The organism is Mariniflexile sp. (assembly GCF_041583155.1).
GTDB lineage: Bacteria > Bacteroidota > Bacteroidia > Flavobacteriales > Flavobacteriaceae > Mariniflexile.
The window spans coordinates 1-22,813 of sequence record NZ_JBFHGK010000055.1; the positions used below are offsets into that span (position 1 = coordinate 1).

15 protein-coding genes are annotated in these 22,813 nt (G+C 34.3%); 11 read left to right on the plus strand and 4 right to left on the minus strand.

What is annotated here, in order from left to right; translation table 11 throughout:
- Positions 1-66: 66 nt before the first annotated feature.
- From ABYI63_RS15165 to ABYI63_RS15180, 4 genes are all read right to left on the minus strand, one after another.
- Positions 67-3,288, minus strand: coding sequence for a SusC/RagA family TonB-linked outer membrane protein (locus ABYI63_RS15165; protein WP_372757507.1), 3,222 nt, complete (start codon positions 3,286-3,288; stop codon positions 67-69).
- A gap of 289 nt (positions 3,289-3,577) precedes the next feature.
- Positions 3,578-3,874: a hypothetical protein gene (locus ABYI63_RS15170; RefSeq protein ID WP_372757509.1), complete on the minus strand. Its 297-nt coding sequence runs from the start codon at positions 3,872-3,874 to the stop codon at positions 3,578-3,580.
- Positions 3,875-4,505: 631 nt separating this feature from the next.
- Positions 4,506-5,216 carry a LytR/AlgR family response regulator transcription factor gene (locus ABYI63_RS15175; RefSeq protein WP_372757534.1) on the minus strand — a complete coding sequence of 237 codons (711 nt, stop codon included), beginning with the start codon at positions 5,214-5,216 and terminating at the stop codon, positions 4,506-4,508.
- A 52-nt stretch (positions 5,217-5,268) separates the two neighbouring features.
- The gene (locus ABYI63_RS15180; RefSeq protein ID WP_372757510.1) at positions 5,269-6,348 is read right to left on the minus strand and encodes a sensor histidine kinase; all 1,080 of its coding nucleotides are present in this window, start codon (positions 6,346-6,348) and stop codon (positions 5,269-5,271) included.
- Between the two features lie 102 nt (positions 6,349-6,450).
- On the opposite strand from ABYI63_RS15180, the gene ABYI63_RS15185 reads away from it, so the two are divergent.
- The 11 genes from ABYI63_RS15185 to ABYI63_RS15235 form a co-directional block, all read left to right on the plus strand.
- Complete coding sequence (locus ABYI63_RS15185) at positions 6,451-8,706, plus strand: GH92 family glycosyl hydrolase (protein ID WP_372757512.1); 2,256 nt, start codon at positions 6,451-6,453, stop codon at positions 8,704-8,706.
- Positions 8,706-10,583, plus strand: a complete 1,878-nt coding sequence (locus ABYI63_RS15190) for a sodium:solute symporter family protein (RefSeq protein WP_372757514.1) — start codon at positions 8,706-8,708, stop codon at positions 10,581-10,583. The genes ABYI63_RS15185 and ABYI63_RS15190 overlap by 1 nt, the downstream gene beginning before the upstream one ends.
- 3 nt (positions 10,584-10,586) lie before the next feature.
- Positions 10,587-10,796, plus strand: coding sequence for a hypothetical protein (locus ABYI63_RS15195; protein WP_372757515.1), 210 nt, complete (start codon positions 10,587-10,589; stop codon positions 10,794-10,796).
- 1 nt (position 10,797) lies between these two features.
- On the plus strand, positions 10,798-11,769 hold the full coding sequence (locus ABYI63_RS15200) for a glycosidase (protein ID WP_372757517.1): 972 nt from the start codon (positions 10,798-10,800) through the stop codon (positions 11,767-11,769).
- A gap of 3 nt (positions 11,770-11,772) precedes the next feature.
- The gene (locus tag ABYI63_RS15205) at positions 11,773-12,843 is read left to right on the plus strand and encodes a carbohydrate-binding family 9-like protein (RefSeq protein WP_372757519.1); all 1,071 of its coding nucleotides are present in this window, start codon (positions 11,773-11,775) and stop codon (positions 12,841-12,843) included.
- 93 nt (positions 12,844-12,936) lie between these two features.
- Positions 12,937-14,049, plus strand: coding sequence for a family 10 glycosylhydrolase (locus ABYI63_RS15210; RefSeq protein WP_372757521.1), 1,113 nt, complete (start codon positions 12,937-12,939; stop codon positions 14,047-14,049).
- An 18-nt stretch (positions 14,050-14,067) separates the two neighbouring features.
- A complete protein-coding gene (locus ABYI63_RS15215; protein WP_372757523.1) occupies positions 14,068-15,081 on the plus strand; it encodes a N(4)-(beta-N-acetylglucosaminyl)-L-asparaginase in 1,014 nt (337 codons plus the stop codon).
- A gap of 254 nt (positions 15,082-15,335) precedes the next feature.
- Positions 15,336-17,555: a GH92 family glycosyl hydrolase gene (locus ABYI63_RS15220; protein WP_372757525.1), complete on the plus strand. Its 2,220-nt coding sequence runs from the start codon at positions 15,336-15,338 to the stop codon at positions 17,553-17,555.
- A gap of 691 nt (positions 17,556-18,246) precedes the next feature.
- Entirely contained in the window at positions 18,247-19,809 is a 1,563-nt protein-coding gene (locus ABYI63_RS15225; RefSeq protein ID WP_372757528.1) for a sulfatase, read from the plus strand.
- A 118-nt stretch (positions 19,810-19,927) separates the two neighbouring features.
- Positions 19,928-21,436 (plus strand): sulfatase-like hydrolase/transferase, encoded by a 1,509-nt coding sequence (locus tag ABYI63_RS15230; protein WP_372757530.1) that lies wholly within the window; start codon positions 19,928-19,930, stop codon positions 21,434-21,436.
- A gap of 6 nt (positions 21,437-21,442) precedes the next feature.
- A partial coding sequence (locus tag ABYI63_RS15235; RefSeq protein WP_372757532.1) for an alpha-L-fucosidase occupies positions 21,443-22,813 on the plus strand: 1,371 nt, incomplete at its 3' end.

The following is a 22,813-nucleotide window of genomic DNA, read 5'->3' on the forward strand; positions in this document are numbered from 1 at the left end:
CAGCAAAACTGTAATGCCAAGGAATATTATTTTTATTATATTTTTCATAATTCAGTTTTTTTATTTTTAGAAAGAAATATTTACACCAGTTGAAAACACTCTAGACAACGGATAAGTTTGTGCGTTACCAAAACCAGATTGGAATGCCTCTGGATCGATGGACTTCATATCGGTTATAGTAAAAAGATTTTCACCTGTAACAAATAGTCTTATTTTATCAATTTTGTATTTGTCAGTAACGTATTTTGGAATGGTATAGCCAACTTGTACACTTTTTAATCTGGTGTAAGCTCCATTTTGTAAATAACGATCCACTGCAAAGCGGTAGTTTCTATTATTGTTTCCTGGGTTAGCAGAATATGGTTTAGCATAATAAGAATCCGTATTAGGTCCAAGCGGACTTGTAGTGTCTTCTGCTCTGTAATAATCTAAATGCTCTTCGAAAACCATGGCATGAAGCGGCCCTTGTGCAGGTCCTTTAAAAACACCTTGATTTTGTACATAGGCATCTTTTTTACCAACCCCTTGTATAAACATATTAAAGTCTAAATTTTTATAGTTTAAACCAATGGTTGCAGAATATTGGTATCTAGGCGTTGTATTTCCTATTACTGTAAAATCTCCTGAGTCTCCTAAGGTGTTTGTACCACGATCAATTACTTTATCGCCATTAATATCCTTATATTTTGTGTCACCAGGAGTCCAAGTGCCACCACGTACAAATGATTGGTCTATGTCATAGTTAGCTACTTCATCATCACTCTGGAACCAACCTTCCCATTGTAGTCCCCATATCTCTCCTAAATCTCTTCCAGCATAATAATTGGATAATAAATTAGCGTCGTTCGGGTAAGAAACAATGGTTCTTTTGTAATCTGATAATACAGCTCGAATGTTATAGCTAAAATCATCACTTAATTTTTGTCTCCAAGTCCCTTCAAATTCCCAACCTTGAACTCTAGAAGTACCAACATTTGTTAAAGGTGCGTTTGCACCTAATACCTCAGGTAAATCTTGTCCTTGACCAGCCATACCTTCTATATCGGTTCTATACCAATCAAATGCCATTGTTAATTTATTGTTGAAAGCATTAATGTCAACTCCGAAATCGGTTGTTTTAACAGTTTCCCAAGTCAAGTTTTCACTTGATAAGGCAGGGGTAGAAGAAAAAAGTGCTCTATTGCCATTGAACAAATATTGTGTTCCAGGCGAATTAATTGCAACCGTTGAAATGTATAGGTAATTACTAACATTTTGGTTACCTAGTGTACCATAGGATCCACGAAGTTTAAAGGTGTTGATGTCCTTAATAGGCCAGAAATTTTCTTTAGCAACGTTGTAACCAAGTGAATACGATGGGAATCCAGCCCATTGACTTCCTGGTGCAAATCTAGAAGATCCATCTCTACGGTAACTAAATTCGAAAAGGTATTTTTCCTTGAAATTATAATTAAATCTACTGAAAACACTTTCTGTACTCCAGTGAGAAATGTTTTCTCCAACCGTTGGCGTATCATCCAATGATGCGTTTATAGATGTAACATTATCTGTAATTAAATAACTAACATTACCATTTAGAGCGTAATACTCATAGGTTTCATTTTGATAACCAGCAAGTACTTTAAAATTATGATCGCCTAACGATTTTGTATAGGTTGTAAATAAATTAGGAGAAAAATATTCGTTGGTAATTAATTGTGGTCTATACGTTGTTTGTTCTTGCGACCTGTAATAAGCCGTTTCTCCAAATGCATTTATGTAAGAGGTTGTGGCAGCTCTGTATACTTGTTTGTTGTTGTTTCTTCTGTAGTTATACTGTAGGTTAATTAACCAGTCTTTAACAGGTTCAATGATAACACGAGGAAGTAATGCAATTTGATTGTATTCGTTCTCTTCACGCTCATTTCCCCAGATAGGGTATTGTGCTTGTATAAGTGGGTTACCATTAGGATCTACAGTAGGTAGCGTAGGCTTAATTTTGGAAACTAAATCAAGGAAACGATATGTACCTCTGGTTCCAGAAGTTCTAGCGTCCCAAGGATAATCATCTTCACTTTTTAAGAATTTTGTTAAAAGCTCAAAGCTTAACCAATCATTGGCTTTTCCACCAATTTTGGCATCAACAGTTAATCTTTTGTAATCTTCGTCAGCATAATTTAATAAACCACCTTCATTATAAATACCTGTTGAAATATAGTAGTTTAGTTTTTGATCGCCTCCAGTGAAACTTAAATTGTGTTTTTGGCTTTCTGCAAAATCTTTAAAAAGAAAATCTTTCCAATTTGTAGAGCCTGTTGTACCAAGACCAAGAGATGATACTTCATAATTACCATCGTTATTGGCATCAAACATTGTAGGAGCACTTCCTGGGTTTGCCATATTTTGTCTAATACGCTCTAATGCAGCATCATCCCAATAAGCACCAGAGTTTATATTGGCTCTAGCATCGTTCATTACATAAGCGAAAGTTAAAGCATCTACAGATTCTGGCCAGATGGTAGGTCGTGAAAAGGCAAAAGCGTTGGAATAATTAACTCTCATTTTTCCGTTTGAGTCTTTACCACTTTTAGTAATTACAATAACTGCACCGGCTGCTGCACGAGATCCATAAATGGATGCGGCTGCAGCATCTTTAAGAACGGATACGCTTTCGATATCATCCGGATTGATTTGGTCCAAAGACATTTCAATACCATCCACAAGTACTAAAGGGCCTGCATCTCCAATGCTTCCTGTACCTGCACTTGTTATAAAACCACGAATGTTAATATCGGGAGTTGAACCAGGTCTACCTCCTTCACTATTAGTGGTTATTTGTAAGTTTGAAACGGCTCCTTGTAAAGATCTTGCGGTATTAGCAACAGGTCTGTTTTCAAAAGTTTCAGTACCAATTTGCGATACAGAAGCAGTTAAGTTTACTTTTTTCTGCACACCATAACCAACAACAACCACTTCATCAAGAGCAGCGATGTCTTCTAATAAGGTAACATTAATGGTTGTTTTAGTTCCAACAACAATTTCTTTAGTTTTAAAACCTACGTAAGAAATTACTAATACGGCATTAGCATTTGATGTGGAAATATTGAAACGACCATCAAAATCAGTTTGTACACCGTTGGTAGTTCCTTTTACAAGAACGTTTGCTCCAGGTATTGGGTAACCGTTTACATCTTTAACGGTACCGGTAATATCTTTTTTCTGAATAAAGCCATCGTCTTTATAAATATTATCCGTGCTGGATGGGAGTCCAAGCATGGTTGCGGCACTCAAAAAAATAAAGCTTCTCATGAAGAGAATAAGTAGCCTTTTTCTAAAGCGAAAAAGGGGACTTTGTAATTTAATTTTCATAGGGTAAATATTAATTAGTTATTAGTTAAAAGTGAAATCTTTGTAGTTGAACTACAGTTGCTTAAGTGGCTGAATATTTTTAGTTTTTTGAATGAAATAGACAGTCTAATGAATTTTATTCAAAAGAGGCTAATTGAGTTTTTCAACTTCCTGATAAAAATGATCTAAATCACGGTTTAAAAAGTGATTTCAGACTTGCTAATAAAATCTGTCAGTTTTAATTTTAAGACTAAGCATGTTCAAACTTCAAAAGAAGTGGTGAACATAAATCGTATGTGCTAAGCACATCATCACTCATAGGGCTTAAGTGTTTTTGCAAATAATTAGAAACGACTTTCGTCTTAGCTAATTTTTGGTTTCTTGAATGAATTCTAGATTCATTAACTATAAATTGTCTGTTTAAGTAAAGGGCGTGTAAGGTTGAATCCTGAAAGTGGAATTGAGAACTATTCTGAACAGCACCATTATATACCCAATTTAAAAAAAGGGAACTATATTTTAGTGTAATGTTGAGTAAAGATTTCATGCTTTCTGTTTTTCCAATAGATAAAAAAATCTAAAGTGGTTATAGTTTTTATCGCAAAGGATAATCTTCTAAATTCTTAAAACTGTATGGAATGTTGTTTTTTTTAAATATTAAAAAAAAGTTAAAAGGAACCATTTAAGGAATTTAAATGTGATACATTAAAATAAGTAAATAGCGGTTTAATTAATTGATTTGAAAAACCTTACTTAGTATCTGCCTTTTAATAACAGTTTTAAAAGAATTACTTAAAATTAGATATTTATGTTAAAAAAAGATTAAAGTTTTCGACGAACAACGACTGCTCTTCGATAAAAAGGATTGATTAATTAGTTTATGAAACCTCTTTCCTGAAATTCATTTTTAATTCTGTTTTTTTTAACTTACCAATGTTGCAGTGTAATATCTGATATTAAAATTTCATTAAATGTACTGCCAAAGGAGCTCTTCATTTTAGTTTAAATAAAGGGCTTGTCTGTTATGTTTATAAAAAAAGAATTTCCCTTATTAACTTGAATTAACTTGAGTTGAAGATTAAATGTACAGCAACTGATGCTCTTAAGATACGATTTTTTTAAGAAAAAACCTTTATACTTTTACCTTAAATTTTAATTATAACTATTGGTTAAGTTATCTATATGGAAGAATTCAATATTTTTTGTTTTACTTCGTCAATGTAAGATCTGCCTATTACATATCTAAGGCCTTCAATTTCGATGCTGTTTCCTTCAACGGCATCTATTTTATCTATTGCAACAGTGTAAGAGCGGTGTATTCTAATAAAATCGCGGGAAGGCAACAGGTCGGTAAAATCAGAAAGGGTACTGTGTATAATGTATTTGCCAGTGGTGGTATTTATTTTTAGATAATCTTTAAGAGATTCAACAATTAATATCTCATCTAAAAAAATCTTTTTCATCTTCTTCTTGTCAATTTTGACAAAAAGATAGGGGCGTTCTTTAGTGGCTTCGTATGGCTGTTTGTTGTTTTCAAGTCTGCGGTTAATTTTGTTTAGAGCTTTCATGAATCTTGGAAACTCAATGGGCTTAACTAAATAATCAAGAACATCTAGTTCGTAAGTTTCTGCAGCAAATTCTTCGTAAGCTGTAGTAATGATTACTAGAGGTGGGTTTTCTAAACTTTTTATAAAGTTAATACCATCTAGAACGGGCATGTTAATGTCTAGAAAAATAACATCAACCGAATTGGTTTTTAAAAAATTTAAACTGTCAATGGCATTAGTAAAGGTGCTAATTACTTCAAAATCCTCAATCTGCTCTAAGTAATTTTTAATTACATTAATAGCTAAAGGCTCATCATCTACAATCAAACATTTTATTTTCATCATTTTTACTTTTACTTATTGACAGTACGTAATTTTCAAGTAATTGTTGTGTTTAAGTAACTTTTATTTTAAGTTTAACAACAAACTTATTCTTATTATTTTTAATGGTAAGTTTATAATCATTTTTATTATATCCTAACGCAAGTCTCTTTTTTACATTTTCTAAACCGATACCACTAGAACGGTCAAAACGTTCATCACGTTCTGTTTTTAATGGCATGGGGTTGGAAATTGTAAAGTAAAGAAAATCTTTTTTAATTGCTAAATTAATATCAATTTTTACTTCGCCAATGTTTTTATGAGCACCATGCTTAAATGCATTTTCTATAAAGGTAAGTAATAATATAGGAGCAATTTCTTTATCTTGGATATCTCCTGAAATATACATATTTATTTCTAGTTCATCGTTGTGGCGTATGCGTTCTAGATCTATATAGTTTTGTATACAAAGAATTTCATTTTCTAAAGATTGTCTTTTATTTGCTGTATCGTATAAGAGATAACGCATTAATTCGGATAATTTTAGAATGATTTTTGGGGTTTTTTTTGAATTTTCAACCGCCAATGAATAAATGTTATTAAGGGTATTAAAAAAGAAGTGTGGCGATATTTGAGTTTTTAAAAATAACAATTCTGTTTCTAATTGTGCTTTTTCCAAATCGGCTACTCTTTTGTGTTCCTTTAAAAAATCTAAGGTTATTTTAATGGCTGTTACGAAGGTAATCATGTAGAGTTCACCTATCATCATATCTATAACATAGGTGAAGGTTAACTTATTTGTTGGCATCGGTCCTTCTGGCCATACATTATTATTAATAAGGTAATAGGTGAGATAAAATTTTACAATCACCATTATAAATATGGCTGATAAAATAAGTGTAATATACCGAACGTATTTTTTTTTAAATGCAAATGCGGGCATTAAAACATAAATATTTAGGTATGCCAAAATCATTTCAATGGGGAACCCGATAAGTGTTGTTTTTAAGGAGTATAGGTAGTCGTTATGAATGCCTCCCCATCTAATAACTGTGACCGCAAAATACACAAGCCAAAAAATGATATGATGCCTCGTGGATATTTTATAAGGTGAGTTGGCGTCGAATTTCAAGTTCAAAATAGAATGTTTCATTTTTTTTGGTGTTTAGCTGAGTTAACGTGTTATCCGTCTAAATTACTTTTGGTTGTAACAAATTTTATGAAATTTTATAAAATCAAAATGCTAAATCGATCTATGAAAAATATAGCAGTAGTACTTTTAATTGTAATTTTTGCAGCGAGTTGCAGCAAAAATATCAGTAAAATAGACACAAAAGAAGGTTTTTTTAAAAATTATGTAAATCCATTTATTGGAACAGGTGGTCATGGGCACACCTATCCGGGTGCAACCGTCCCTTTTGGTATGCTACAAGTAAGCCCTGTAAATGGGGTTAGTAATTGGGATTGGTGTTCTGGATACCATTACTCAGATTCTATTGCCATTGGATTTAGTCATTTAAGTTTAAGTGGAACCGGAATTGGTGATTTAGCCGATGTATTATTTATGCCTTCAAATAAAAAGATAGATTTAACATTTAAAACATCATCTCGCGATTCTATTCCATATAAATCAAAATATAGTCATTCAAACGAAACGGCAACCCCAGGTTACTACCAAGTACTTCTTAAAGATCCAAATATAAATGTAGAGTTAACAACATCCTTACGTACGGCGTTGCATAAATATACTTATGCGCAAGGCGATAAGCAATCTGTTATTGTTAATCTTGGTTTTGGTATTAATTGGGATAAAGCAACGAATACCTTTATTCAAGTTGAAGATAATCAAACCATATCTGGTTACCGTTATAGCACAGGTTGGGCAAAAAATCAAAAAGTGTTTTTTGTTGCAAAATTTTCAAAACCTATAGTTGAACATCGCTTAGTTTCAGATGGCATTGAAGTAGATGAAATTAGTAAGGACGCCGTGAAATCTGTGGCACAATTCTTTTTTAACCAAAAAGAAGGTGAAGAAGTTTTAGTAAAAGTAGCCTTGTCTTCAGTAAGCATAGCCAATGCAAAAGAGAATTTAGATGCAGGAGATTTTGATTTTGAAGCTGTAAAGACTGAATCTGAAAACAAATGGAATCAGGCATTGTCTAAAATACAGGTGGAAACACCTATAGATTCTTTAAAAACTATCTTTTATACAGCCATGTATCATGCACAATTGGCTCCTGTTACATTTAGTGATAAGAATGGCCAGTTCAGAAAAGAAAATGATAGTATCGTAACAACAAATAATTATACCGCTTATTCCACACTATCCCTTTGGGATACATTTAGAGCAGAACACCCTTTACTTACATTAATAGCAGCTGATAAGGTGTCCGATATGGTAAACTCCATGATTGAGTATTATAATACAAAACGTATTTTACCTGTTTGGACACTTTATGGCAATGAAACAAACACCATGACGGGGTATCACTCCATTCCGGTTATTGTTGAAGCTTATTTAAAAGGAATAAAAGGTTTTGATGCTGAAGTGGTTTATGAAGCCATGAAAACCACCATGATGCAAGATGAACGCGGTTTAGTTCATTATAAAAAATACGGATATATTCCTTATAATCTGTTGGACGAATCGGTTACCATAACACTAGAATATGCCTATAATGATTGGTGTGTGGCACAAATGGCAAAAGCTTTAGGTAAAGAAGCGGATTATGAATTGTTTTTAAATCGATCCAAAGCATATCAGCATTTATTTGACGCCAAATCAGGATTCATGCGCGGGAAATCTTCTGATGGTAAGTCATGGCACGAACCTTTTGATCCGAAATATTCCAACCATAGAGAACATACAGATTATACCGAAGGTAACGCATGGCAACATAGTTGGTTTGTACCACATGCCGTGGAAGATTTTATAAAATTACATGGCAGTAACGATGTTTTTACCGATAGGCTGGAGCAGCTTTTTACCGAAAGTTCAGAGATTACAGGAAGTAATGTGTCGGCAGATATTTCGGGATTAATTGGGCAATATGCACATGGTAATGAACCAAGTCATCATATCGCATATATGTTTAATCGTGCTGGCAAGCCATGGCGTACACAATATTGGGCTCGAAAAATTTTAGATACCCAATACAATACAACGCCTAATGGTTTAAGTGGAAATGAGGATTGTGGACAAATGAGTGCCTGGTATGTGTTAAGTTCTATAGGGCTGTATTCCATGAATCCTGCAGCAACAGAATACGAAATAGGAAGTCCGATTTTCGAAAAGGCCACCATCGCATTACCTAACGGCAAGGCGTTTACTATAAAAGCTGAAAACGTTTCAGCGGAAAATATTTATATACAATCGGCAACACTAAATGGCCTTTTGTTCAATCAAACAACCATTTCTCATAAGACACTTCTAAATGGAGGTACGCTTCATTTTATAATGGGAAAAACACCTAATAAAAATTGGGGAGTTGTTCAAACTATTCAGAAATAATGGATTTTATAGACGTATTAATAATAGCATTATACATCTTTTTAACTCTTGGTGTCGGTATTTGGGTTTCAAAAAAAGCATCTAAAGGGCTAGATTATTATTTCCTTGGAGGGAAAAGTATTAAGTGGTATTACTTAGGGTTAAGTAATGGTTCTGGTATGTTTGATGTTTCAGGAACCGCATGGATGGTAGGGATCTTGTTTTTATACGGAGCGAAAAGCTTTATGTTCATGTGGATGTGGCCAATTTGGAATCAAATATTCATCATGGTTTTTTTAGCAGCATGGATTCGTCGTTCCAATATCATGACGGGTTCTGAATGGATATTAACACGTTTTGGAGATGATAAAGCAGGTAGAGCATCGCATTTAATTGTTGCTGTTTTTGCCGTAGTTGCTTCCATTGGATTCATAGCTTATTTCTTTGAAGGCGTAGGTAAATTTATGACTATCATTTTGCCGTGGGATTTAACATTGGCATTTAATAATAGTGTTTGGTTGACTTCCGATCAAACTTACGCACTTATAATTATTCTTTTAACCACCATTTATACCATTAAGGGAGGAATGTTTTCTGTAGTAGCTACAGAAGTGTTACAATATGGTATCATGGTTATTGCTGGTGTTTTAATTGCTGTATATACGTTTATTACCGTTTCGGATGTAGAGATAACCAATGTTATTTCTGCTGAATGGAGTAGTATATTTTTTACTATGGATTTGGAAGGGTCTTGGACAGGTAAGTATGAAGCTTTTAATGCCTTAATTGATACACAAGGGTATAAAATGTTTGGGGCTTTCATCGGGATGTCATTATTCAAAGGCTTTTTTGCAAGTATCGCAGGTCCAACACCGAGTTATGATATGCAGCGCATTTTATCTACCCGATCTGTAAAAGAAGCGGCGTATATGAGTGGGTTTACAAATTTAATTTTATTCATTCCAAGATATTTGTTAATTGGTGGTGTTGTGGTTTTAGCATTAGTATATTTAGCTCCAACAATGTTAGTGCCTGGCGGTGTTAATTTGAATGAGTTAGAACTTATTCTGCCTAAAGTTATTAATAATCATATTCCGGTGGGAATAAAAGGATTGTTATTAGCGGGACTCTTGGCAGCATTCATGTCTACGTTTTCCGCATTTGTAAATTCAAGTCCGGCATATATAGTAAACGATATTTATAAAAAGTATTTTAAACCCTCAGCTAAAAGTGAACATTATATTCGTGCTAGTCATATAGCGTCTTTTATTGTAGTTATCTTAGGGGTAATTATGGGCTTTTTTGCCGATTCAATTAACTCTATAACGCTGTGGATTACAAGCGCACTTTACGGTGGTTACGTGGCAGCGAACTTCTTAAAATGGATTTGGTGGCGTTTTAATGGATGGGGCTATTTCTGGGGAATGACTTCTGGCTTAATTATTGCGACTTTGCAATATTTGTTGGACATCAATAAAGCGCATTTTGAAGTTGGTTCATTTTTATATGAATTAGCGCAAATACCGGCTATTTATATCTTCCCAGTTATTTTTATAGTTTCGTTATTGGGCTCCTTTTTAGGTACAATTTTAACGCCTGCTACCAATATGGAAACATTAAAAACGTTTTATGCAAATGTACGACCATGGGGTTTTTGGAAACCTGTTTATAAAGCACTTAAAATTGAAAATAATACCATTACCAAAAATACAGATTTTGGTATGGATATGTTAAACTGTGCTATCGGTATCATCTGGCAATCGAGTATGATATTATTGCCAATTTACTTAGTAATTAGGGATTACCCAAAAACATTAATGGCTTTGGCTGTTTTTCTAATAACCTCTGTTATTTTAAAATATACATGGCTAGATAAGGTTAAAAAATATAAGGACTAGATTATGAATACACTAGAGGTTTTGTGGAAAATTGAATCTAAAAAATTAAATTGTATGGTTTTTATTTTATGGCAATCCAGTGCAATTTTATTACCCGTTTATGCATTAATGGGCGACAATTTAAAAACAAGTATAGCTTTATTCGTATTTTTAGTAGCTTCAATCGTTTTAAAGTTTACGTGGTTGGATAAAGTAAAAAAAAATAAAGATTAAAATGAAAAATTATAATATGCCTTGGCAAGATAAGCCAGAAAACTGTAATGATGTTATGTGGCGTTATTCAGAAAACCCAATTATCGGTAGATATGCTATTCCATCATCCAATAGCGTTTTTAATAGCGCTGTTGTGCCTTTTGAAGATGGTTTCGCAGGCGTTTTTAGATGCGATAACAAAGCGGTACAAATGAATATCTTTGCTGGATTTAGTAAAGACGGCATCAATTGGGATATAGAGCATGAGCCTATAGTTATGAAGGCCGGAAACACCCAAATGATAGAGTCTGATTATAAATACGACCCTCGCGTTGTTTTTATTGAAGATCGCTATTGGATTACTTGGTGTAATGGTTACAACGGACCAACAATTGGTATTGGTTATACTTTTGATTTTAAGGAGTTTTTTCAGTGCGAAAATGCCTTTCTTCCATTCAACAGAAACGGAGTGTTATTTCCACAAAAGATTAATGGTAAATACGCTATGTTAAGCAGACCTAGTGATAATGGTCATACACCTTTTGGCGATATTTACATTAGCTATAGTCCCGATATGAAATATTGGGGAGAGCACCGTTGTGTTATGAAGGCTTCCAATTTTGAAGATAGCGCATGGCAATGTACCAAAATTGGTGCTGGCCCAATTCCAATTCTTACAGATGAAGGTTGGTTAATGCTATATCACGGGGTTATTAATACTTGTAATGGATTCCGATATGCCATGGGTGCTGCCATTTTAGATGAAAATGAGCCTGATCAAGTGAAATACAGAACACAACCTTATTTATTAGGACCTGCTGAAATTTATGAACAAGTAGGAGATGTTGGCAATGTGGTATTCCCATGTGCTGCCTTGCACGATACAAAGGAAGATAAATTAGCTGTGTATTATGGCGCTGCCGATACGGTTGTTGCTTTGGCCTTTGGAAAACTAAGTGAAGTGGTTAACTTTACAAAAAATAATAGTTTATAACAGATGAGTTTTTTGAGGAAACATATATTGTTAGTGGTTTTAGGTGTAGCTTCTTTTGCCTGGGCGCAAACTAAAATGAACCTTGTTCCTAAAACTTATACGGCATATAAAACAACTCAGGAAATTAATATAGATGGTGATGATTCGGATGCATCATGGAGTAAAGTATCGTGGAGTGAACCTTTTATAGATATTGAGGGTGAAAAACAACCAACATATAAAACACAGGTTAAAATGCTGTGGGATGATCACTATTTTTATATTTTGGCAAAAATGGAAGAGCCTCATGTTTGGGCGAATTTAACTAAGCGCGATACTATTATTTTTTATAATAACGATTTTGAAGTTTTTGTAGATCCAGATGGTGATACACATAATTATTACGAACTAGAACTTAATGCGCTTAATACAGCCTGGGATTTATTTGTTTCAAAACCTTATAGAAATAACAATGTTGTTTTAAATGATTGGAACATTACCGGTTTAAAATCGGCTGTAAAAGTTAATGGTACAATTAATAACCCAGAAGACATTGATGAAGGTTGGATTTTAGAAATAGCCATACCCTGGACAGCATATAAAACAGGATATTTTCAAAAAAATGTGCCTGTAGATAAGTTTTGGAGAGTCAATTTTTCTAGAGTTAACTGGGATTTTCAATTAACTAATGGTAATTACGAAAGAAAGCGGGATGCCAAAGGTAAGCTGCTTCATGAATATAATTGGGTTTGGTCTCCAATGGGGGTTATTAATATGCACGAACCTGAAAAATGGGGTTATGTTTTTTTCTCCTCGGAATCGCCAAAAACATCAAATGCATTTGTAATTCCCCAAGATGAAAAAATTAAGTGGGAATTATATAAAATGTTTAGAACTCAGAATGCTCAATTTAAGGCTCATAAAACATATTTTACATCCATTGATAGTTTAGCTAAAACTGAAATTAAAGTGGACGGAAAAATTCTAAAACCAATTTTAGAAAACCATAGTTTAGGTTGGAATCTGTCGATTAAAAGTCCCTTTTCAAATAAATTGCTAATTGTAAAGGAGGACGGGAAATTTATATCAAATTAGATAATACATAGGTGGCTATAAAAATCAATAATTTTCAAACCAAAGGAATTATTATTTGAACGCCGCACATGACCATTAATAAAACAAATAAAAATGAAATTAAAAATAGCTCTTTTTAGTCTTGTTCTAAGCATCGTAGCCTGTAATAATGCTAATAAAACAAGTATTAATTCAAAATCCGACCAAGTTAAAACAGAAAATACCAGCGAATTTAAATACTGGAATTGGATGTCGGTAGGTAATAAAAAAACAGACTCAGCATTTACAGCACATTTTAATAAACTTAAAAGTAATGGTATAGATGCCGTATTAATTAATACCGGAGCCGATCCAAAACTTCTAAAACGTGTAGCTCCTTTAGCAAACGCAGCAGGTTTAGAAGTACATGCTTGGATGTTTACTACCAACAGACCGGGTGATTCTATCGCTTTACAACATCCAGAATGGTACATGGTAAGCCGCAGTGGTAAATCTTGTTTTGTTAAGGAAGAGAGACCTTATGTAGGGTACTACCAATGGTTGTCTCCAAGTCATCCGGATGCCAAAAAACATATATTAAGTTTAGTTGAAGGACTAGCAAAAGTGGAAGGTATTGCAAGTGTACATTTAGATTACATTCGCTATCCCGATGTGTATTTGCCTATTGGGTTATTGCCTAAGTATAACTTAAAGCAAGAGGAAGAATTAGCGGATTATGATTTTGATTATTCCGATGCGAGTGTAGAAAAATTTATTGCATTACATCATAAGGACCCAAGAAAAATGGAAAATCCTGCTATCGATATTGAATGGAAAAATTTCCGTTTAAATGAAATAAAATCATTGGTGGATGATGCTTATGAAATTGTTCATAAACATAATAAAAAACTAAGTGCAGCTGTGTTCCCTTACCCGGAAATGGCAGACCATATGGTACGTCAGCGTTGGGATAAATGGAATATAGATATGGTTTTACCTATGATTTATTCAAACTTTTATAATGAAGAATTGGATTGGATAGGCTATGCTACAAAACAAGGGGTTGAAGATTTAGAAGGTAAACCAACCGAATTACATACAGGACTTTACACGCCTAAGTTAAGTGCTAGCGATTTGAAGGAAGCAATTCAATATGCGAAGGATAACGGAGCTAAAGGGGTAGCGTTTTTCGATGATTACCACATGACTGATGAGCAATTTGAAATCATAAAAGCATCTAAAAAATAATTTTATCAAGCGCTAACAATGTCAAGTAGAAGGAAATTTATTAAAAATACGGCTTTAGGAACACTTGGTGCAGCTTCGGTTTTTAGTCAGTTATCGGCCTCCGAAACTACTCGCATAGAATTTAAAGAAGTAAAGCCTAAAAAAAGGCCTTTAATAATTTCTACTTGGAATCATGGCTTAGCAGCTAATGAAGAGGCTTGGAACAGATTAAAAAGTGGATCTTCAGCATTAGACGCCATTGTTGCTGGAGTAGGCATTCCAGAAGCCGACCCAGAAGTAAGAAGTGTAGGCTATGGCGGTTTGCCAGATAGAGAAGGTAAAGTAACCCTCGATGCCTGCATTATGGATAAAAACAGCGATTGTGGTGCTGTTTCTTTTTTACAAGGTATTAAGCATCCAATAGCAGTGGCTAAAAAGGTGTTGGAAAACACACCCCACGTCATGCTTACTGGAACTGGTGCTTTACAATTTGCACTTTCAGAGGGTTTTAAAGAAGAAAATTTGCTAACCGAAAAGTCGAAGTTAGCTTGGGAAAAGTGGTTAGAAAATTCTAAATATAAACCTGTAATAAATATAGAAAATCACGATACCATAAGTATGTTGCTTTTGGATGAAGAAGGCAATTTGTCTGGTGGCTGTACCACGAGTGGTGCTGCTTGGAAAATACATGGTCGTGTTGGCGATTCACCGATAATAGGTGCTGGATTATTTTTGGATAATGAAGTAGGCGCCGCGGCAGCTACAGGTTTGGGTGAAGCTGTAATTAGAACAGCAGGCAGTGCTATGGTTGTAGAGTTGATGCGACAAGGAAAATCGCCTAATGAAGCCTGTAAAGAAATTGTAGAACGTATTTATAATAAACATAAAAACCATAAAGACATGGCGTATTTACAAGTTGGTTTTATTGCAGTAAATAAACAAGGTGAATATGGAGGATATAGTTTGCGCTCAGGTTTTAATTATGCAGTATATGATACTGAAAAAGGAAACCGAATGGAAAAACCAGATTTCAAAATGACCTGGAAAGATTAGGAGATTTTAGACTGTTTGAGTCGATGATTTTTCTATCATTTTGAAGTAGAAAAAGAGATTTAAAAGTATAATATTGAAAGTGATAATAAGTATTAGTATGAAATAATAATGAAAAACCAAAAAGATTTGGTTTTTTGGATGATACCCAAGTTGATTAATAGCCCACTTATAACCTACAAGGTTTTTTAATCTTGTAGGTTAACTTTTTAAGTATTAATTAATAATTTAGGTGTTTAAAATAATATTAAAAGTAAATGATTAAAAAGTTTCTAATAGTATTCGTTCTACTACCTGTATTCACTGTAAATGCGCAAGAATTTGTAAATTATGTAAATCCGTTTATAGGAACTTCAAATTATGGCGCTACCAATCCAGGAGCCATTGCTCCAAGAGGCATGGTTAGTGTTTCGCCTTTTAACGTAGCTGGAAAACAAAATAGTTTAGAAAAAGACAGTCGTTGGCTATCAAATCCGTATGTAAATGAAAATACATTTTTAACAGGATTTTCCCATGTTAATTTAAGTGGTGTGGGCTGTCCAGATTTAGGTGTTATTTTGCTAATGCCAACTACTGGAAATGTAGAAACTAACCATTTAAGATATGGTAGTGACTATTCCAATGAAGTTGCTAAAGCCGGATATTATAGTGCCTTTTTAAATAAATACAATATTAAAGTTGAAACCACGGCAACAACCAGAACTGGGGTTTCTAGGTTTTCATTTCCCAAAGGGAAATCGAATATATTACTTAATCTAGGGTTAGGATTGACCAATGAAGAAGGGGCTGCTATTAAAGTTGTTTCACCAACCGAAATTGAAGGTGTGCGCAGCGTTGGCTCTTTTTGTTATTACAAACCAGAAGAGGCTTATCCGGTATATTTTGTAGCAAAATTTAGTAAACCGGCCGATTCTTTTGGTGTTTGGAAAATACCAAGAAACTACAAAGGTGTAGAAGCGGAATGGATGACTTACAATGGTAAGCCAAGATTAATGGAAGGCTACCAAAAAGAGGTAATAGGAGATAGTATTGGAAGTTACTTTACATATAATTTTGATAAACCAACACAAGTAGAAGTGAAAATTGGTGTGTCGTACGTAAGTATAGAAAACGCTAGAGAAAATTTAGAAAAAGAAACTCAAAGTTTATCTTTTGATACTATTTATAAGCAAACATCATCTTCTTGGAACGATCAATTATCAAAAATAAAAGTTGAAGGTGGTTCAAATGATGATAAAACTATTTTTTATACGGCATTATATCATACCTTAATTCACCCAAATATACTTAATGATTATAATGGCGAGTATCCAAAAATGGCAACGCGCGAAACGCTAAAAACAGACGGGACACGATTTACAGTGTTCTCTTTTTGGGATACTTACAGAAATTTACATGCGCTTATGTCGTTGGTGTATCCAAAGCAGCAATCGGACATGGTAAAAAGCATGTTGGATATTTATGATGAAAGCGGCTGGTTACCAAAATGGGAATTAAACGCTACCGAAACAACCACGATGGTGGGCGACCCAGCGGGTATTATATTAACCGATACCTATTTAAAGGGTATTAAAGATTTTGATATTGAAAAGGCATACGAAGCCATGGTTAAAAGTGCCGATGCTTTAGAGGATAACCCGTTGCGGCCAGGAATTAAAAACTATATTGAAAAAGGGTACCTAACAACCGAACAAGAAGGTCCTGTTTCTACCACACAAGAATACAATGCTACCGATTTTTCAATTGCATTACTAGCAAAAGAATTAAATAAGAAAGACGATTATAAACGATTTTTAAAACGCTCCATATCGTATCGTGCCTTATTCGATAAAAATTTAAAACTCTTGCGTCCTCGTAATGAAGACGGTACGTTTTATGAGCCTTTCGATCCTTTAGCAGGAGCAAATTTCACAAAAAACATTGGTTTTATTGAAGGCAATGCTTGGCAATATGCCTTTATGGTTTCGCACGACATAAAAGGCTTGATGAAACTAATGGGCGGACCAAAATCTTTTAGTAGTCAACTTCAAAAAGTATTCGATACAAATCAATTTGACATGGCGAACGAACCAGACATCGCTTATCCCTATTTGTTCAATTATGTGAAAGGTGAAGAATGGCGTGCTCAAAAAATGGTGCATAAATTAGTTAACAAATATTTTCAAAACAAACCGGCAGGACTTCCTGGGAATGATGATACAGGCACCATGTCTGCGTGGTTAATTTATAGTATGATGGGAATCTACCCAGTGTCCCCAGGGGAACCTATTTATACAATTACTTCACCCATGTTTGATAAAGTGACTATTACTTTAGATTCTAATTATTACAACGGTAAGGAACTAGTTATTGAAAAAACGGGAAGTGAAGAAGGTATAATAAACCAAATTCAGCTAGATGGTAAAACACATAAAGGGTATTTTATTCACCATTCAGATTTAGTAAAAGGTTCTAACTTAAAAATTACCTTAAAATAAAATTCTGATCCTCCGTTTTGTTATCGCTTTTGGTTAGAATAGAACAAGTTCTAAATAGAATTAAGCGTGATTTCAATAGTGGGCAAGATAAATAATAACTCAACTTGTTTTATGTTTAAGCCATTTTCAATGGTATGAATACATATTAAAAACTTCAATTTCTACTATAAATATTGAAAACAATCAGTCAATTCTTAGGCTGTTTCTGCGTATTTACGTTTAAATGCACCAGATTCCGAAATCATTACTTTGGATTTGTAAAGTCCGAAATTTATCACTTTAATAACGTTTTGACAATATTGGTTGCCTTAAAAAGTCTATTTTTTTACCAACACCTTTTTAGATTTGTTATTGGTCGAACTAATTTTAGTTAGTCTCATATTGTTCTTTTCTTTATAATTATTAGTTTGAATTGGTTTAGTTTATAATGTTAAGGGGAGAGATTTAGATTAATTTCTCCCTTTATGTTAAATTTTAAAATTGGCTAAATACATATTGATGCCAAAAACTGCATGCTTTTTTAGTGAAATTAACTCTACAAAGTATGATAAGTTTATAACAAACTTGCTTTTAAAATTAACAGTTTCTTTGTCAAGTCTAAGTAATTAGTTATTTTATTAAGAGAATTATAAAAACACGATATATAAGTAAAGTTATGGTTAGTAATAGATTAATTTCATTGTTTTTTTTAATGATTACCTTCTTTTTCAATAGTTGTAAAAGCGGAGAAAAAGTAAGCGAGTCAAGTAGGCCAAACATCATTTTTATTATGAGTGATGATCATGCTTATCAGGCTATTAGTGCCTATGGGTACGGATTAAACAATACACCAAATATTGATAGAATTGCAAAAGAAGGTGCTATTTTTAATAAAGGTTTCGTTACTAATTCCATCTGCGCACCAAGTAGAGCCGTAATGCTTACAGGAAAACATAGTTTTGTAAATGGTAAAGTGGACAATGTGAGTCCTTTTAATTGGGATCAGGATAATTTTGCTAAGTCACTTCAAAAAGCTGGATATCAAACCGCGTTGGTAGGAAAAATTCATATGGATGGTTTACCGCAGGGATTCGATTATTCTAACGTACTTCCAGGACAGGGCCAATATTACTCGCCAGAGTTTATTGAAAATGGTGTAACGAAAACCATTCCTGGTTATGTAACTAAAATAACAACAGATATCGCTTTAGATTGGTTAGAAAACAAAAGAGAAAAAGACAAACCATTTTTGTTATTATATCACCAAAAAGCGCCACATAGAACTTGGATGCCAGAAGAAAAGTATTTGACTTTACACGACGATAAAACGTTTGATCCTCCAGCAAATTTCTTTGATGACTATGAAGGAAGACCTGCAGCAGCAGCTCAAGAAATGAGCATTTTTAAAGATATGGATTTGGTGTACGATCTTAAGATGTTAGATAAGGAAGGCGACATTAAGACCCAATATAGAGGCATGTTTCAAAAGAAATATGATAGAATGACGGATGAACAAAAAGCTGCTTGGGATGCTTATTACGACCCAGTTATAGCCGATTTTAAAGCGAAAAATCCTCAAGGCAAAGAATTGGCCTTATGGAAGTACAACCGTTACATGCATGATTATTTACGTACCATCCAATCCGTAGATGATGGTGTAGGTGAAGTTTTAGATTATTTAAAAGAAAATGGTTTAGAAGAAAATACGATAGTTGTTTATACTTCCGATCAAGGGTTTTACTTAGGGGAACACGGTTGGTTCGATAAGCGTTTTATGTATGAAGAATCTTTTAGAACACCTATTCTGGTAAAATATCCAAAAGAGATTAAGCCAGGTACTGTTGTTGATGAATTGGTTCAAAATTTAGATTTTGCTCCTACCTTTTTGGATTATGCCGGAGTAGAGATACCAGAAGATATCCAAGGGGAATCGTTAAGAAACTTAGTTAAGGGAGAAGCCAGTGAATGGCGCGATGCTATTTATTACACGTTTTATGAGTTTCCAGGAGAGCATCGTGTGAAACGTCATTATGGTGTAAGAACAGATCGCTACAAATTAATTCATTTCTACCACGATATTAATCACTGGGAATTGTATGATCTAGAAAATGATCCTTCTGAAATGAAGAACGTCTATAACGATCCATCATTTGCTGAAGTGCAAGAAAATATGCATAAACATTTAGAAGCCATGAGAACTAAATATGGCGATAGTGATGCGCTTAATGAAGCCAACCTTGCCAACTTTCTTAAGGCAAGAGGCGGAAATCATTAAGCTCCAAAACGCTAAATGATTTAATTACAATCAAGGTCTTAATATCTGAACTTGTATTAATTAAAGATAAGTCGACAAATTTCTTATAAGGCATAGTAAAACATATAAAACTAATAGAATGAATAACCTAATTAAAGCAATCACATTATTATCAATTGTAGTATGCGTTGGCTGTAAAACAAAAGCTCAAATAGAAACAAAAAAGCCAAATATTCTTTTTTTGTTTACTGATGATCAGCGTGGTGGTACCATTGGTGCATTGGATAAGTATAATGTAAATACACCTAATATGGACCAATTGGTTCAACAAGGAACATCGTTTACAAATTCTTATATATTAGGAGCCTGTACAGCTGCAGTTTGCTCACCTAGTAGAGCCATGTTAATGACTGGGCGTCACTATTTCAATATAGAACCTAACGTTTATGCACAATTTGCATTTTCTAAGGAAGATCAAGGTAAAAGCGATTTATTAACCTTTCCAGAATATTTTAAAGCGAATGGTTATACAACTTTCGCAACCGGAAAGCAGCACAATGGAGAAGATTGGTTAGAGCGTGGTTTTAGTCATATAAAATCAGCGTTCTTAGGAGGAATGACAACACATTTCGGAACTAAAGTAAAAGATTTCGAACCAGAAACGGGTTGGTCTGAGCCTTATAAAAACGAGGAAAAATTCAGTAGTGAAGTTTTTGGCGATGCAGCAGTTGGTTTCTTAAATGATTATAAAGAAGAGACCCCATTTTTAATGTATGTGGCATTTACAGCGCCACACGATCCGCGTACACCTCCTCAAGAATTTGAGGATATGTATCCAACTGAAGATATAGAATTGCCTAAAAATTTTATGCCGCAGCATCCTTTTGAGTTGGCAGACGAAAGAATTAGAGATGAAGTATTACTTCCTTTTCCAAGAACTGAAACTGCAGTTAAAAAAGAAATCGCAGATTACTACGCGATGATATCTGCAACCGATGCTCAAATAGGTAGAATTTTAGAGGCTTTGAAAGCTTCTGGTAAGGCAGAAAATACCATCATCGTTTTTGCTGGAGATAATGGGCTTGCATTAGGGCAACACGGTTTGTTGGGAAAACAAAATGTTTATGAACACAGCGTAAGTGTCCCCTTAATTTTTTGTGGACCTAATATTCCGAAAAATCAGAAAAATGACGCTTTGGCCTATTTACACGATGTGTTTCCAACCTTATGTGGTTTAACTGGGTTAGAAGTGCCTGAATCTGTACAGACAAAGGACTTAACTCCAGTTATAAATGGCGGTGAAAAAGAGGTAAGAAACAGTATGTTATACGCGTATAATTCTTGGCCAGGTGAAGTAACAAGGCCAAGTATAAATAATGGCGGAGGTCATAGAGCTGTTCGTAAAGGTGATTTTAAACTAATTGTTAGTGCTAAAAAGGATGTTTACACCTATCAAATGTTTAATGTTGTTAATGATCCTTGGGAATTAATAAATCTTTTCGACGATGAAAACTACAAGTCGGTTGTAGAGGATTTGAAAGTAGAACTTCAAAAATTAATTGAAGAAACTGGAGATCCTGCAGACTTGTCTAAAAATGAATTCGGACTTTTCGATAACCCAGAAGCATACAATTTTAAGAAAAAATAATTCCAAATGAGTTTTCCATTTTTAAACATAATAAAAAATTTAAGTATTCCGAAAAGCGGGTTAATAACATTTTTGCTTCTTATAAGTGCATCACTTTTAAGTGCCCAAGAAAAAGAACTTTCGTGGGAGGAATTAGCGAATCAATACGAATGTCCAGAATGGTTCAGAGATGCTAAATTTGGTATTTGGTTCCATTGGGGGCCACAAAGTGTACCAGAACAAGGTGGTGGTTGGTACGCGCGCCACATGTACATGCAAGATGTTGGCAAACAAAAATTCGGAAAAATGGCCTATTTATACCATAATCTTACTTACGGCCATCCTTCTGAATACGGTTTTAAAGATGTTATAAATTCCTGGAAAGCCGAAAAATTTGATGCAGAAGCTCTTATTAAATATTCAAAAGAAAATGGTGCTAAGTACATTGTAGCCTTAGCGAATCATCACGATCATTTCGATTTATTCGATTCTTCGTACCACCCATGGAATTCAGTTAATGTAGGTCCGAAAAAAGATATTATCGGGGAATTTGAAAAAGCAACGCGTAAAGAAGGTTTAAAATTTGGTGTTACCAGTCACGACGATCGTTTTTTAAACTGGTGGCAACCGGCTTTTGGTTCCGATGAAAGTGGCGCGTATAAAGGTGTTCCTTATGATGGCCGCTTAACCAAAGCAGATGGCAAAGGCAAATGGTGGGAAGGTTTAGATCCAGCAGATTTATATGGTCCTGCGCCAGAAAATCGTACGCCTGAAATTATTGAACAAATTAAGGAAAGCTGGCAAAAACGCCATATAGAGTTGGTAACTAAATACAAACCTGATTTACTATATAACGACGGATTTAGTTTTACTTATGGTGAATATGGTAAAGAAGTAGCTCGCACACTTTATAACAATAATTACAACGAAAACGGTTCTGTGCAAGCAGTGATGCTTTTGAAAAGAAAAGAGCTTGGAACGGTTAATGAAGTAGAATCTGGCGGAAGTAATACGCTTCGCGATGAGCCATGGCAATCTGAAATCACCTTTACAGATTGGTTTTATAAAACCGATAGACATTTAACGCACAACGGACGTACAATTTTAGAAATGCTGATTGAAGCCGTTAGTAAAAACGGAAATTTATTACTTAATATCGAGCTAAAACCAGACGGCACTATTCCAGGGGAATTAAAGCAAAGTATTGATATTGTGGGCAATTGGTTAAAAGTTAATGGTGAAGCTATTTACGGCACCAGACCTTGGAAAGTGTATGGCGACAGTAAAAGTGTTCGAGGAGAAAGTGAGCATGTTGAAGGCGGTGAGATACGAAATGCCGGCGATGATATTGAAGAAAAAACCAAAAAAGGAGAACATTATAACCAAAGAACCACAGCA

What these genes read in the sequence shown, in the direction of transcription:
- ABYI63_RS15195 (WP_372757515.1), top strand. Translation starts at nt 10,587, where the DNA reads ATGAATACACTAGAGGTTTTGTGGAAAATTGAATCTAAAAAATTAAAT.
- ABYI63_RS15190 (WP_372757514.1), top strand. Translation starts at nt 8,706, where the DNA reads ATGGATTTTATAGACGTATTAATAATAGCATTATACATCTTTTTAACT.
- ABYI63_RS15185 (WP_372757512.1), top strand. Translation starts at nt 6,451, where the DNA reads ATGAAAAATATAGCAGTAGTACTTTTAATTGTAATTTTTGCAGCGAGT.
- ABYI63_RS15180 (WP_372757510.1), bottom strand. Translation starts at nt 6,348, where the DNA reads ATGAAACATTCTATTTTGAACTTGAAATTCGACGCCAACTCACCTTAT.
- ABYI63_RS15230 (WP_372757530.1), top strand. Translation starts at nt 19,928, where the DNA reads ATGAATAACCTAATTAAAGCAATCACATTATTATCAATTGTAGTATGC.
- ABYI63_RS15170 (WP_372757509.1), bottom strand. Translation starts at nt 3,874, where the DNA reads ATGAAATCTTTACTCAACATTACACTAAAATATAGTTCCCTTTTTTTA.
- ABYI63_RS15200 (WP_372757517.1), top strand. Translation starts at nt 10,798, where the DNA reads ATGAAAAATTATAATATGCCTTGGCAAGATAAGCCAGAAAACTGTAAT.
- ABYI63_RS15165 (WP_372757507.1), bottom strand. Translation starts at nt 3,288, where the DNA reads ATGAGAAGCTTTATTTTTTTGAGTGCCGCAACCATGCTTGGACTCCCA.
- ABYI63_RS15215 (WP_372757523.1), top strand. Translation starts at nt 14,068, where the DNA reads ATGTCAAGTAGAAGGAAATTTATTAAAAATACGGCTTTAGGAACACTT.
- ABYI63_RS15210 (WP_372757521.1), top strand. Translation starts at nt 12,937, where the DNA reads ATGAAATTAAAAATAGCTCTTTTTAGTCTTGTTCTAAGCATCGTAGCC.
- ABYI63_RS15220 (WP_372757525.1), top strand. Translation starts at nt 15,336, where the DNA reads ATGATTAAAAAGTTTCTAATAGTATTCGTTCTACTACCTGTATTCACT.
- ABYI63_RS15175 (WP_372757534.1), bottom strand. Translation starts at nt 5,216, where the DNA reads ATGAAAATAAAATGTTTGATTGTAGATGATGAGCCTTTAGCTATTAAT.
- ABYI63_RS15225 (WP_372757528.1), top strand. Translation starts at nt 18,247, where the DNA reads ATGATTACCTTCTTTTTCAATAGTTGTAAAAGCGGAGAAAAAGTAAGC.
- ABYI63_RS15205 (WP_372757519.1), top strand. Translation starts at nt 11,773, where the DNA reads ATGAGTTTTTTGAGGAAACATATATTGTTAGTGGTTTTAGGTGTAGCT.